Origin of the sequence: Halomicrobium urmianum (assembly GCF_020217425.1) — an archaeon.
Lineage (GTDB): Archaea > Halobacteriota > Halobacteria > Halobacteriales > Haloarculaceae > Halomicrobium > Halomicrobium urmianum.
The window spans coordinates 2,086,058-2,099,195 of sequence record NZ_CP084090.1; the positions used below are offsets into that span (position 1 = coordinate 2,086,058).

The following is a 13,138-nucleotide window of genomic DNA, read 5'->3' on the forward strand; positions in this document are numbered from 1 at the left end:
CTCGCCCGGTAGCTACAAGCCGGCGGCGCAGCATCCACGAGACGATGCTCCAGACTCTTCCGGACGTCTTCGTCCGGATCGCCGGCACGGACCCGCTCGTTCAGGGGCTGGTCGGCGGCGTCTTCATCGCGCTGATGAACCTCTTCGGCGCCTCGCTGATCCTCGTGTGGCGGGATCCATCGGAGCGAGCGCTGGACGGGGCGCTCGGCTTCGCCGCGGGCGTGATGCTGGCCGCGGCGTTCACGAGCCTGATCATTCCCGGCATCGACTACGCCGGCGGCGATCCGATCCCGGTGCTCGCCGGCGTGGCGCTCGGCGCGCTCTTTCTCGACCGGGCGGACGGGCTGGTGCCCCACGCCCACTACCTGCTGACCGGCGAGCGCCGTCCTGACGCCGCCGATCCGGGGGACGAGATCCCCCGCGTCGATCCGGAGCGGCTGGCCCCGGTCGTCCTGTTCGTGCTCGCCATCACGCTGCACAACATGCCCGAGGGGCTGGCCGTCGGGGTCGGGTTCGGGTCGGGGAACCTGGCCGACGCCATCCCGCTGATGCTGGCCATCGGCATCCAGAACGTTCCGGAGGGGCTCGCAGTGTCGGTCGCCGCGGTCAACGCCGGCCTCGACCGGCGGGCCTACGCCGTCTTCGCCGGCCTCCGCTCGGGCGTCGTCGAGATCCCGCTGGCCGTCTTCGGCGCGGTGGCGGTCACGCTGGCTACACCGCTGCTGCCCTACGCCATGGGCTTCGCCGCCGGCGCCATGCTGTTCGTCATCAGCGACGAGATCATCCCGGAGACCCACGCCCGCGGCTACGAGCGCGTCGCCACGCTCGGCCTGATGGCCGGCACGGTCGTCATGCTGTACCTCGACACGACGCTGGCGGCCTGATCCGTCGGTCGAACCAGATGAACGCGGCTGCCCTCCTGCGGTTAGCTACTGCCTGTCGTGGAACTCACTCCCGAACGGCTACCGAGCCACGGTGCTTATCCGTCGGCCCGTCGCATCGACACGCATGGGGTTTGGAAGCTACGACGAATCCGAACAGCAGGACAACGACGCCGAAATCGACGACGACGCCGCGGTCTCCGTTCACGAGAACGACCACGACGGCGAGATCTCCTTCGAGTCCGACGCCGATCAGGACGAACTCATCGACCGTCTGGACGAGATGAAATGACATCCTCCGCACCGTGAACTGCGCGGTTTCCTCCGTGGGAGCCTTAGTCGATTTACGACTCGCCAGAGGCAATATGCCCGTCACGGTGGACGGTACTCGGGTCTGTGCGCTGTTCTTTGGGACTTTCGTGAGGGTGTGGTTTCCCCGACCAGTCGTGGTCGTCCCACTCGAACCGCACGGGCCGTGCCATCGGCCTGACCTCTTTGCTCGTGTGCCGCTTCAGGAACGTTGCTGACGCTGTCAGGTCGGCGTGGCCTTCAAACCCACACGGACAGGTGAGCGTGTCCTGCTGCCGCGTCGTTCGGTCTGTGCCTCCGCACTGCGGGCATTCTTGGCTGGTCCAGGCTTCCGACCGAACTTCGACCGAGATACCGTATTCTTCGGCGGTACAGACGAGTCGCTCGGTGAATTGCTTGAACGCCCAGAAGTTGTGGGTCTTGGCGTTGGTGTCAACCGACCAGTGCGCCTCCAGTACATCGGTCAACCCACCGATGTACACCGTACCACGCCGACCTCGTACAATCGTTCCAGTAGGTCACGACATAGCGCTTCTTGGGCGTGGTCGCGGCGACGGGTACGCTTGCGGTATAGTCGCTTGATACGCTTGCTACTGTACTGATCGTCCTCGAGTTTAGACTGTAACCGGGCAATCTCTCGGGTCGTCTCGCGGAAGCGATTGAACAACTCGCGGCCCTCGTAGAGATATTGCTGGCCGGTCGTGGTGGTACAGGCGACGAGATTGTTCGCACCAACGTCCAGAGCGGCCGTCTCGTCGGCCAGTGGAGTCGCCCGTGCATCCTCAGAAACAGTCACGGGCTGTGAAGCTCGGACGGTGCTTTCAGTCTCGTCGTACCATAGGTCTAATCGGCCCTGCTTCTCGTAGTCGGGCCAATTCGGGCGGCCAGTGATTTCGAGTCGGAGTCGCCCGGTATGGTCGTATCGGTCTTTCAACTCGCTCCCGACCAGTATCTCAAGCCGAGAGCGATCTCCCCATTCGACGGTGTAGGCGTCGTTGCGAATGACGGTCTTGAGCTGGCGTCCCTCGTCTTCGTTACCACGGAAGCCCGGCGGTTCGGGGTGTTCCGTGACCGACGTGTTCGAGTCGTCGTGATACTGCTCTTTCAGCCGGAAGAACCCGTGCCACGCTTCACTGTTCTTCCGGATCACTTGTTGAGCAGTAGATGCGCCGAGAACGCCTTTGTACTGACCTTCGAGCCGGCCTGTATCGGCGTCCCACACGTCCTTGTCCTCGAAGCCGTCTTCGCCGTTATACCGCATGAGACGCTGGTAGTTGACTTCGTTCCAGAGCGCGGCGGAAGCGTCCAACAGGTCCCGTAGCAGTTGCTCTCCCGTGGTGGAGAGCGGTCGCACGGTGAACGTGTTGGTGCGCTTCACGACAACAGATGTTTATACTTTTAGTCTTAAAGTCCTTACGTCATGCGCCCCAACATCGACATTTCACACACGCTTGGCGGCCGAGTCAAAGACTATGCAGAAGCGAACGATCTGGACCTCTCGGAAGCCTATACAGAGGTGTTAGAAGCAGGCCTGAAAGCGTTGGAGACTCAAGACCAGTAGTAACTCGGCAGTTCCTCAGTGGCGGTGTTCAGATAAGCTTGAAAGGTGAGGCGGATGCGGTTTTTAGTGCTCTATACCAAAAACCGACCGCCTCAGCGGTTGTTTGGACCAGATCGAGTTAGAGTTTGTGGAGCGAGAAGCGACACCGCGACTACTGATGAAGCTCAGTATTCAGCTGCATCTGGCTGGACTCTCGCTTTCGAATACTGTCTCGTTTCTTGAGGTATTCGGTGTCCAACGCGCTCGGTCAACCGTTCACAACTGGGTTCACAAAGCCGATCTACAGCCCCAGGATGGGCGAGAACCGGATCACGTCGCGGTCGACGAAACCGTGATCCAACTCGATGACGAGCACTACTGGCTGTACGCTGCCGTCGATCCAGACACGAACGAATTACTCCATACAAAGCTTGAACCGACGAAAACAAACGTTCTCGCTCGTGCGTTCTTCACCGAGCTCCGCGAGAAACACGATGTCGACGACGCCGTCTTTCTCGTCGATGGTGCGACACCGCTGAAAGACGCCTGCCAGCGACACGGCCTCGATTTCAAATACGAACGCCATGGAAATCGAAACAGTGTCGAACGTGTCTTTCGAGAAATAAAACGCCGTACATCTTCGTTCTCAAACTGCTTCAGCAACGCCGAAGCGGACACAGCCGACGACTAGCTCAAGTCGTTCAGCTTCGCATGGAATCAGCTAATCTGAACACTACCTCCTCAGTGGGGCGTACGTAATTCACGCCCGCCCTACTCGGCCCTCGCTGAAAGGGCGGGGCTCTCGTGCTGTCAAAAGTACCGTCTGCCGGGCCGGTCCACGACCGATCGCTGCTCCTCTGTCAGGTGACGACACCGATGACGACGCCCAGCGTCGCGACGGAGATCAGCGTCGTCGCGAAGACGGTCGTCGACGCGAACTCCGCGTCCCCGCCCAGTTCGTTCGCGTAGACGAACGTCGAGACGGCCGTCGGCGCGCCGAACATGATCACGCCGGCGTTGCGCGTCAGGGGGTCGGCGCTCAGCGCCGTGAACGCTACCCACGCGAGCGCTGGCATCAGGACGACCTTCAGGCCGACGACGGCGCCCAGCGTGTCCAGCGTCTCCGTCGGCAGTGCCAGTTCCAGCGACGCCCCGATCAGCACCAGCGCCAGCGGGAGCGCCCCCTCGCTGGCCAGCGCCAGTCCGGTCGTTGCGGGCACCGGTGGCGCGACCCCCACGGCGCCGACGACCAGCCCCGAGGCCAGCGCCACGAGTACGGGGTTGGTGGCGACGCTCCGCAGTTCCCCCGTCACCGACGCGTCGGCGTCGTTCATCGTGATCAGCAGGAGGACGGTCAGGGGGACCTGCGTGAGCGCGCCGACGCCGAGGATGATGCTCCCCTTGGCGGCCGCCGCGCCGCCGAGCGTGCTCGCGACCAGCGGGAGCCCGAGGTACCCGAAGTTGGAGTGATACGACTGCACCACGGCGACGCTCCGGGTCGCCCGCGACTCCGTCCGCGAGTGGACGACCCACGCGATGGCGACGGTGGCGCCCAGCACCAGCCACAGCCCGGCGACCAGTTGCGGCGTGACGATGTCGCCCAGCGATCGCTGATACGTCGAGTTGAAGATCAGCGCCGGCAGGGCGACGTAGAAGGCCACCCCGTTGAGCAGGTCCCGCCTGCGCTCGCTCAGCAGCCCCGCCTGCCGCGCCCCGACGCCGACCGCCAGCAGCGCCAGCATGTATCCCAGCCGCGCGAGCAGGTCCATGTTCCCCCGCAGCGCGCTCTCGCCTTTGCCTCTTACCGTTCGTTCGTATTGCCGTCGCTCCGTCGACAGGTCGCAGTCGCCGACCGCAGTGAGGCGGAGGCCGACCCAGCGGGACCGGCCGAGCGCAAGAGTGAGGGCCCCCGCCGCGCACCCGCCGGACATGGTCGACTGGTCAGTCTACCTCGTCACCCAGGAGAGCCGCTCGCGGGACCGCACCACACTGGAGGTCGTCCGGGCCGCCGTCGACGGCGGCGTCGGCGTCGTCCAGCTGCGCGAGAAGGACCTCCCCGCCCGCCGGCGCTACGAGCTGGGCACCGAGGTCCGGGAAATCACCCGCGAGGCCGGCGTCCCCCTGATCGTCAACGACCGCGTCGACCTCGCCCAGGCGCTGTCCGCCGACGGCGTCCACCTCGGCGACGACGACCTGCCCGTCGACGTGGCTCGCGAGATTCTCGGCGAGGACGCGATCGTCGGCCGCTCCGTCTCGTTCGTCGACGACGCCCGGGCCGCCGAGGCGGCCGGCGCGGACTACCTCGGCGTCGGAGCCATCTACGCCACCGGCTCGAAGGACGACATCCCCGACGACGAGTACGCCGTCGGTCCCGAGCGCGTCGCAGCGATCGCCGAGGTCGTGTCTGTACCGATCGTGGGTATCGGTGGGATCACCCCCGACAACGCCGCGCCCGTCGTCGAAGCCGGTGCCGACGGCGTCGCGGTTATCTCCGCCGTCACCGACGCCGACGACCCCGAAGCCACGACTAGGGATCTGCACGAGGCTGTTCAGGATGCGCGCGAGTAGGCGGTCCTCGCTGTAGCCCGAACACGGACCGAACGCCCTCGGCCCGCTCGCTGGAACGACCGGAACGACTGCTTACGACCAGAAAGCCCTCGGCCCGCTCGCGGCCGCTCCGTCGGATACCCTCACTCCGTTCGGGTAGTGCCGACGGAGCGACTCCCCTCCGGCGCGAGCGGCCCTCGCCCTTTCATCCGCTAGGACCGCAGGTCTGCCCTTCCCCGGGTCGCGCGATAAACGCGCTCCCGGCCGCGGTGCGGTAGGACGCGTGTCGCGCCGCCAGGCGCGACCGGGGAGGAGTGGTGGTATCCTCCGCTCGCGCCCTCGTGGCGCGAGCAATGCTGTCGTCTGGTGGATGAAAGGGCGAGGCGCGGTCGACGAAGCCCGACCCCGCAAGCACCGCAGCCGTAGGCGAGGAGCCAGCGTGGGTCGCGCGAGTCGAGCGGGCCGAGGGTTTTCTGGCCGTTAGTGGTCCGTCCAGTTGTTCCTAGGAGCGGGCCGAGGGCTTTCTCGTCGCAGTTTCTGGTTCCAGCGAGCGCAGTTCCGTAGCCTCGGCATCGAAACTATCCTAATCGTCGATGATCGACTTCGACGGCCTTTAGAGGGGTTAACTGACTAGTCAGTCACCATGTCGACCGACGAGGAGACGCCGTTCGACAGGTACAGACAGCAGGTCGACAGACCGCTGTCGCGCCTGTTCAGGGAGTACGGGCTGGAGCGCAAGCCGTGGCTGGTGGTCGGTCTCGTCGCCAACCTCCTGGCCCAGATGGCGTCGCTGTTGCCACCTGTCGTGCTGGGATCGGCGGTCGACGCGCTGTTCAGGGGGGACGCCCAGTACACGCTGCCGCTGGTGCCCCAGTCGTGGATTCCCCAGGGGACGGTCGAGCAGTTCTGGTTCTCCGTGGCGCTGATCGCGGGCTCGTTCGTCGCGGCGGCGGTGTTCACCTGGATCTACGGCGTCGTGGCCAACTTCTTCGCACACGGCGTGATGCACGAGGTACGCTCCGACAGCTTCGAGAAGATGCTGCGGCTGGACGCGGCCTTCTTCGACGACAAGCAGACCGGCGAGGTCATGTCGATCCTGTCGAATGACGCCCAGAACCTGGAACTGTTCCTCGACGACGCGCTGATGAACGGGACGCGGCTGGTGGCGATGGTGCTGGGCATCACCGCGATTCTCTTCGTCCTCAACCCGCAACTGGCCGTCGTCACGCTCGCGGCGGTGCCGGTCATGATCGCGTTCACGTGGTGGTTCATGCGGGCCATCGAGCCCCGCTACGAGGACCGCCAGAGCGCCGTCGCGGAGTTCAACACGCGCATCGAGAACGGCATCAGCGGCGTCGACCTGGCGAAGACCACCGCCAGCGAGGGCTACGAGGCCAGCCAGGTCCGCGACGCCTCTCGCGGCGTCTTCGAGAGCATCATGGCGGTCCTGAGGCTCGCGTACTTCTACCGCCCCGGGATGGAGCTGCTCGCGGGGCTCTCGTTCGCTGCCACTTTCCTCGTCGGGGGCTACTGGATCCTCTTCGGGGACCTGAGGGTCGGCGTCTTCGTCACGTTCGTCTTCATGACCCAGCGGTTCGTCGCGCCGCTGGCCGAGGTCTCCAGCATCGTCGACCAGACCCAGAACGCGATGGTCTCGGCCTCGCGCGTGTTCGGATTGATGGACATCCCCGTCCGCATCGAAGACGACGAGGACGCCGTCGTCCTCGACGACCCCGCGGGCAGCGTCGAGTACGAGGACGTCTGCTTCGACTACCCGGACCTGCTCGCGGAGATGGCGGCCGAGGCGGAGGCAGAGAGCGACGCCGGCGCCAGCCCGACGGCGGCACAGGCCGACGGCGGGACCGTGGCCGGCGCGGACGGCGGCGACCCATTCGGCACGGCGGACGACGAGGACGGCTACGTCGTCGAGGACGTCTCCGTCACCGCCGATCCCGGCGACACCGTCGCCTTCGTCGGCTCGACGGGCGCCGGCAAGTCGACGCTGTGTCGGCTCCTGCTGCGCCTCTACGACGTCGACGAGGGAGCGGTGAAGGTCGACGGCACCGACGTCCGCGATATCGAACTCGCCAGCCTGCGGGAACACGTCGGCTACGTCTCCCAGGAGGCGTTCCTGTTCGACGGCACCATCGCCGACAACATCCGCTACGGCCGCTTCGACGAGTCCGACGAGGCCGTCGTCGAGGCCGCGAGGGCGGCGGAGGCCCACGAGTTCATCACCGGACTCCCCGACGGATACGAGACCCGCGTCGGCGAGCGCGGCGTGAAGCTCTCTGGCGGCCAGCGCCAGCGCATCGCCATCGCTCGCGTCGTCCTCCAGGACCCGGAGATCCTCGTGCTGGACGAGGCCACAAGCGACGTCGACACCGACACCGAGCAGCGCATCCAGTCGTCGCTGGACGCGCTGACCGAGGACCGCACCACCTTCGTCGTCGCCCACCGCCTCTCGACCGTCGTCGGCGCCGACCGGATCGTCGTCCTCGAGGACGGCCGCGTCGTCGAGCGCGGCACGCACGACGAACTCCGCGAGCGGGACGGCCGCTACGCGGAACTCTGGAACGCGCAGACCGGCAGCGTCTGACGGCCGGCCCCGAGGCGTGGCCGCTCCGCTGCGACGACTCTCGGCGCTGGTGTGTCAGACGGCGCCGGCGAGACTACACGGCTCCCGTAGCCAGCGCTCGACAGTCGGAAAGAGAACAGTGGTACGAGCGGGCTCTCCGGTCAGTACGACCTGCGCCCGGCACGCTACGAAACTAGAGAATCAGTCGATGTGACCTTCGTCGCGCAGCTGGTCCGCGTCCTGGCTGGTGTAGCGCCACTCGATGTTGCCCTTCTCGTCCTGCCAGTCCCACGGCTCGATGACGACGACGTCGTCGACCTCGATCCACGTCCGGAACTTCATGCGGCCGGGGATCCGGCCCATGCGCTCCTTGCCGTCCTCGCACTGCACTCGAACGTGATTGCCGCCGTTGTGTTCCGTCACAACGCCGAACATCTCGTCACTGTTGGGCATTCGGAGGTTCCGACGCCCGGAATTTTCGCTCACAACATAAAGAGGAGCTACACACGTATAACGCTTCGGCGAGTCGTGGTATCGTTCACCACGACTTTCGGGAGACGATTCGAGGTTCCTCTCTTTGGTCAGAACCGCTCTCCCTCGCGTGTCGGTCGCCTCGCTCGCTCCCGCTCGGCCCTTCCGAGGTCGGCCGCTCCGCTTACGACCTCCCTACTCCTCGAACTCCACCTCGCCTTCGACTTCGACGGTGAGGCCTTCGGTCTCCAGTTCGGCCTCGAACTCTGACTCGTCCTCGACCTCCACCTCGAGCTCGCTGGTGTCGACCGCCACCTCGACCTCTATCTCGACGTTAACGTTCTCGGGGTCGATCGACTGCTCGCTCTCGTCGTGCTGGTGGTTGCTCTCTTCCTCGGGCTGGTCGCTCTCGTCGTGCTGATCGGAGTCGTCCATCGCGTTCGAAAGGTGCTTTAGGCAGTCCTAATATCTATCGCCGTATGGGAGATCCGCCGCGAGTGACCGTCAGTTCCGAGGGCGGTGAAGAGTCCGTCCGGGTCCACGACGACAGCGGGACCGTCGAGACGGACGACGCCGCGTTCAGCTTCAGCGTCGACGGGCTGTCGAGCGCGGACGGGAGTGACGACGAGAGCGCGGGTGCGGGCGACGGCACGGACGGCGACGCCGATCCCCGCCGCATCTGCGCCGCCGACGCGGTCCCCGCGGACGGGACGCTGCGCTGCGAGGCGCGATCAGGGCGGCGCGGCGTCGAGTTCATTCTCCATCGGCGGGGCGACGCCGTCGTCGCGTGGCGCAACTCCTGCCCGCACGAGCCCGAGGTCCCACTGGACACGGGCGGCGGCGCGATCGTCCGGCGGGACTCGATCGTCTGCCACAAGCACGGCGCGCAGTTCGAGCGCGACGACGGCGTCTGCACGCACGGGCCCTGCGCGGGCGACGCGCTCGACTCGATCCGCGTCGCCGTCGAGGACGATGCCGTCGTGCTGACCGACGAGCGCTTCGAGTCCGCGCGTCGGCTGGACTGACCGCCGCGGTGGAGACCGGTGCCGCCGCAGCGATCGTCGCGCGTCGAGACGGCGGCTCCTCCAGTCCGCTCGACCCCGCGACCGCGATTTTGCGGCCGGGATAGCCGCGACAGCGCGTCGCGGCCGTCGACGGCTTTCGTGTCGACTTTCCTAACAGAGGCACCAGTTCGGGAACTCGAATTACGATTGTCGGAAGTAGAGTTTTAGGTTGCCAGAGGAGTTATTTAAATATTGTAGTGATATAAGATAATCGGGTTCCCCCCCCCCCCTCGAACTGCAATGAGTACCCAAGAGACCGTCCGCCGGGAAGCCGGGACCGTCGAAGAGAACCCCGTCCGACTGGATCAGGATAAGGCCGAGCAGATCGCCGAGGCCCTGAACACCGGCCTGGCCGACGCGTACGTCCTCTACCACCAGCTCTACAAGCACCACTGGAACGTCGAGGGCGCCGAGCACCTCCCGATCCACGAGTTCCTGCAGGAGGCCTACGAGGACGTCGAGGCGGCCGCCGACGAGGTCGCCGAGCGCGCCCAGGCCCTGGGCGGCGTCCCCCACGCCAGCATGCCGGCGCTGTCAGACGCCGCGACTGTCGAGCCCGAGGACGAGGACGTCTACGACATCCGGACGTCCTTCGAGAACGACCTGGAAATCTACGGCGACGTCATCGACCACTACCTCGAGGACGACACCCTCGTCCTCGAGTCCGCACTGAAGTAGATCGCTTCCGTGCTGCAGTTTCTTAGACCGACGGAGCGACCTGACCGGACGGCTGCTCGGTGAGGGCGGTTCCCTGTTGGCTATGCGATCGGGACCGTCGTCCAGAAGCGTCCGTTCCAACCGGCGGGCGACGACCGGGTCGATTTCTCCGGCGAGTGAGTACCAGGCTGATTTCTCCGGCGGGCGACGCAACCGTCGGCGATCACCGACTGCGGCTCAGGGCCGCGGGTCGACGGTGTAGTCCGTCGCGGTCCAGCCCTCCGTGTTTCCGTCCTCGAGGAACACCCACTTCCCGGGACAGGTTTCACACCCTGCGCCTCGCCCCGAATCAGTCCGTCGTCGGGACGGCAGTCGCCACCTCGATGGCGACGCTGTATCTGTCAGCGACCGACACCCCGCACGTCTCCCGCTGTACTCCGGTCTGTTCGCCCCCGGAATTAACGCCTGTAAATGTCGGGCGGTCAGAAGTCACCGACGTTGCGGTTGCGACGCATGAGGTAGAGGAAGTACGGACCGCCGAGTAGGCCGGTAACGATCCCGACCGGTAGCTGGAGGGGTGACAGCGCGAGCCGGGCACCGACGTCCGCCGCAGTCACAAGGGCCGGTCCGGCGAACACACACCCGACCATGAGCCGCCGGTAATCGCTGCCGACGAGGTTTCGCACCAGGTGCGGGACGACGAGACCGACGAACGCGACGAGACCGGCGACGGCGACCGCGATCGACGCAGCGGCGATCGCGACCACCGACAGTCCGAAGCGGGTACGTTCGACGTTCATACCGAGCGAACTGGCCGTTTGTTCACCGAGCAGGAGCACGTTGAGCTGCCGCGATCCCGCCAGCGCCAGCGTCACCGCTATCGCCGTCCACGGAAGCGCCAGTCGCACCTGCGCCCAGTCCTTCCCGGTGAGCGAGCCGGTCAGCCACGAGAGCGCCGTCTGAACGACGCCGGTGTTGCCGGCGAAAAAGAACAGGCCGGTCTGCAGGGAATTGCCGATCATCGCTACGATGACGCCGGCGAGAATGAGCCGGACCGGGCTGGTGCCGCCCTGCCAGGCGATCGCGTACACGAGCAGGAACGCCGTCGCACCGCCCAGCGCGGCGACGAACGGCAAGTAGTTCGACAGGGCCGGCACCAGAATGAGTACGACCAGCACGGCGAGGCCGGCGCCGGCGCTCACGCCGAGCACGTACGGGCTGGCGAGTTCGTTCCGGGTGACCGCCTGGAAGATGGCGCCCGACACCGCGAGGTTCGCGCCCACGAACACGCCCACGATGATCCGCGGAATGCGGATGTTCCAGACGATGAGCGTCGCCGTCTCGACGTCCGGAAACTCGCCGCCGAGGAGCAGGCCAGCGAGGACGTTCGGATCGCCGATGACAGCCGGATCGAACACGGCGGCGAACGCCTCACCGATCGACAGCTCGTAGGAGCCGTATCGGATCTGGACGAACGCACTGACAGCGAAGATGACGAGGCTACCGACGACGACCGACGCGAGCTGTCGATCGAGGAGAGCACGCCAGCCGCTGATGACGAACCGGTCGCTGGAGTCCGCGTCGTCGGCTTTGGGCTCGGAATAGGAGTCGCTACTCATTCAATTAGGAGTGGGCGCGGTCAGACATCGCCGGCCACGATGTCAGCGATCCGCTGTCGGTCGAACAGTTGCTCGTCGCCAGACACTTCTCCGAAGGTGTCCGGGAAGAGCTGCTGGGCGGCCCGCTCGGTGAGGAAGAAGTTCTGGATCGGACCCTGGTGGAGGAACCCGCCGCGATAGACCCGGCCGTTCTGGACGGCCGTCAGCTCGCCGGCGACCTCGTGGTCCTGCATGTACGCGAGCACGGTGTCCCGGAACTCCTCGGGGGACTTGCGCTCGTGTCCGCGGACCATGATGACGTCGGGGTCGATGTCGAGCATCGTCTCGTAGTCGATCTTCCCCCGATCGGACGTGCTCAGTCCCTCGATGCCGGTCCCGGCGAGCGCGTCGCTGACCCCCAAGTCGTGCCACTGCTTCTTGCTCGTGCCCTGATCGTTGAGGCGATAGGGCGAGAACTGGTCCGGCTGATCTGCAGCGGCGTACACCAGCAGCACGTTCGGTCGCGAGTCCGCGGGCGGGAGCTGGCTCTGAACCTCCGCGATGAACTCGTCGTGGTACTCCTTGAACGCGGCGTAGCGCTCTTCCTCCTGGAAGACCTGCGCGACCTTCTCGAAGGCCTGGTAGAGGGTGTAGTAGCGGTAGTCGTGCCACTTGTCCTCGCGGCGGAAGATGAGGTTGCCGAAGAACGGCGCGACGTTCTCGGTGATCTCGTCGACGTCGGACTGCGACCAGCCGAACCAGTTGATCAACATGTTCGGGTCCATGAGGTGGACGTCGTTGTCCAGCTGGTAGAACGGCTCCTTGGGGATGGTGTCTCCGAGCAGCTCGTTCTCGGTCAGCACCGACCGATCGACGCTGACGCCGTCGATCTCGTCGTAGACGTACGTGTAGTAGCGGTCGGCGTAGCCGATGCCGGTGATGCCGTCGGACTGGCCGAGCGCGACCGCCATGTCGGCGTAGGCGCCGTCGTAGGCGATCCACTTCTCGGGGACCGACTCGAAGGTGACCTCCCCGACCGGCGCCATGGACACCGAATCGGACGTGTCGGTCTCCGTCGCCGTCTCGGTTTCAGTGTCGGTCGGCGTCCCCTCGTCGGTGTCCTGCGGCGTCGAATCGCCTTCACCGCCGCCGGTACCGTCGCCGGACAACTCGGCACAACCGGCGAGAAGGGAACTTGCGATACCTGCACCAGCGGTCAGTACACGTCTTCGGCTCGGGTCCATGCCGATTAGGCCCGCCTAAACTTTGTTAAAGACACCGGTTTTAGGAGAGCCAAAACGATTCTTGATGTAGAAAAGGCGGGGTTGAGAGAGCGGAACCCGTCGAGATCTCGACTGAGAAGACGAGGTCCGGAGCCGAGAGGGTGCGACCACCTGCCACCGACCGAGACTGCGATTGGTTTCCTTCGATACGCCGAGAGCGTGACTCGGCTCACGTCCCGTCGTCGAAAGGGAAACGACTTAATGTTAGGT

General features: G+C 65.6%; 13 protein-coding genes and 1 pseudogene. 8 read left to right on the forward strand and 6 right to left on the reverse strand.

Annotated features, from left to right (window positions below; translation table 11 throughout):
• The first annotated feature begins 44 nt into the window (after positions 1–44).
• Together LCY71_RS10405 and LCY71_RS10410 are read left to right on the forward strand one after the other, a co-directional pair.
• Complete coding sequence (locus LCY71_RS10405) at positions 45–884, forward strand: ZIP family metal transporter (RefSeq protein ID WP_225333083.1); 840 nt, start codon at positions 45–47, stop codon at positions 882–884.
• Positions 885–1,008: 124 nt separating this feature from the next.
• Positions 1,009–1,173 (forward strand): DUF5786 family protein, encoded by a 165-nt coding sequence (locus LCY71_RS10410; RefSeq protein WP_225333084.1) that lies wholly within the window; start codon positions 1,009–1,011, stop codon positions 1,171–1,173.
• Positions 1,174–1,225: 52 nt separating this feature from the next.
• Here the strand turns inward: LCY71_RS10410 and LCY71_RS10415 are convergent.
• Positions 1,226–2,568: pseudogene (locus tag LCY71_RS10415) on the reverse strand (RNA-guided endonuclease InsQ/TnpB family protein).
• Between the two features lie 42 nt (positions 2,569–2,610).
• Here LCY71_RS10415 and LCY71_RS10420 point away from each other — a divergent pair.
• Both LCY71_RS10420 and LCY71_RS10425 read left to right on the forward strand, forming a co-directional pair.
• Positions 2,611–2,751: a hypothetical protein gene (locus LCY71_RS10420; protein ID WP_225333085.1), complete on the forward strand. Its 141-nt coding sequence runs from the start codon at positions 2,611–2,613 to the stop codon at positions 2,749–2,751.
• 73 nt (positions 2,752–2,824) lie between these two features.
• Positions 2,825–3,421, forward strand: coding sequence for an IS6 family transposase (locus LCY71_RS10425; RefSeq protein ID WP_225335903.1), 597 nt, complete (start codon positions 2,825–2,827; stop codon positions 3,419–3,421).
• A 169-nt stretch (positions 3,422–3,590) separates the two neighbouring features.
• On the opposite strand, the gene LCY71_RS10430 is transcribed toward LCY71_RS10425, so the two are convergent.
• Positions 3,591–4,661, reverse strand: coding sequence for an AEC family transporter (locus tag LCY71_RS10430; protein WP_308444671.1), 1,071 nt, complete (start codon positions 4,659–4,661; stop codon positions 3,591–3,593).
• Between LCY71_RS10430 and thiE the strand changes: the two genes are divergently transcribed.
• Complete coding sequence (thiE, locus tag LCY71_RS10435; RefSeq protein WP_225333086.1) at positions 4,660–5,298, forward strand: thiamine phosphate synthase; 639 nt, start codon at positions 4,660–4,662, stop codon at positions 5,296–5,298. The two genes, LCY71_RS10430 and thiE, sit on opposite strands and share 2 nt — an antisense overlap.
• A 622-nt stretch (positions 5,299–5,920) precedes the next feature.
• Complete coding sequence (locus LCY71_RS10440) at positions 5,921–7,876, forward strand: ABC transporter ATP-binding protein (RefSeq protein WP_225333087.1); 1,956 nt, start codon at positions 5,921–5,923, stop codon at positions 7,874–7,876.
• A gap of 180 nt (positions 7,877–8,056) precedes the next feature.
• On the opposite strand, the gene LCY71_RS10445 is transcribed toward LCY71_RS10440, so the two are convergent.
• Together LCY71_RS10445 and LCY71_RS10450 are read right to left on the reverse strand one after the other, a co-directional pair.
• Positions 8,057–8,341 carry a translation initiation factor eIF-1A gene (locus LCY71_RS10445; protein ID WP_225333088.1) on the reverse strand — a complete coding sequence of 95 codons (285 nt, stop codon included), beginning with the start codon at positions 8,339–8,341 and terminating at the stop codon, positions 8,057–8,059.
• A gap of 180 nt (positions 8,342–8,521) precedes the next feature.
• Entirely contained in the window at positions 8,522–8,761 is a 240-nt protein-coding gene (locus LCY71_RS10450; RefSeq protein WP_225335935.1) for a hypothetical protein, read from the reverse strand.
• A gap of 44 nt (positions 8,762–8,805) precedes the next feature.
• Here LCY71_RS10450 and LCY71_RS10455 point away from each other — a divergent pair, with 44 nt between their 5' ends.
• Together LCY71_RS10455 and dpsA are read left to right on the forward strand one after the other, a co-directional pair.
• Positions 8,806–9,351 carry a Rieske (2Fe-2S) protein gene (locus LCY71_RS10455; RefSeq protein ID WP_225333089.1) on the forward strand — a complete coding sequence of 182 codons (546 nt, stop codon included), beginning with the start codon at positions 8,806–8,808 and terminating at the stop codon, positions 9,349–9,351.
• Positions 9,352–9,630: 279 nt separating this feature from the next.
• Positions 9,631–10,068 carry a DNA starvation/stationary phase protection protein DpsA gene (gene dpsA / locus LCY71_RS10460; RefSeq protein WP_225333090.1) on the forward strand — a complete coding sequence of 146 codons (438 nt, stop codon included), beginning with the start codon at positions 9,631–9,633 and terminating at the stop codon, positions 10,066–10,068.
• Positions 10,069–10,529: 461 nt separating this feature from the next.
• On the opposite strand, the gene LCY71_RS10465 is transcribed toward dpsA, so the two are convergent.
• Both LCY71_RS10465 and LCY71_RS10470 read right to left on the reverse strand, forming a co-directional pair.
• Positions 10,530–11,666 carry a FecCD family ABC transporter permease gene (locus LCY71_RS10465; RefSeq protein ID WP_225333091.1) on the reverse strand — a complete coding sequence of 379 codons (1,137 nt, stop codon included), beginning with the start codon at positions 11,664–11,666 and terminating at the stop codon, positions 10,530–10,532.
• A 20-nt stretch (positions 11,667–11,686) separates the two neighbouring features.
• A complete protein-coding gene (locus LCY71_RS10470; protein ID WP_225333092.1) occupies positions 11,687–12,889 on the reverse strand; it encodes an ABC transporter substrate-binding protein in 1,203 nt (400 codons plus the stop codon).
• Positions 12,890–13,138 lie beyond the last annotated feature (249 nt).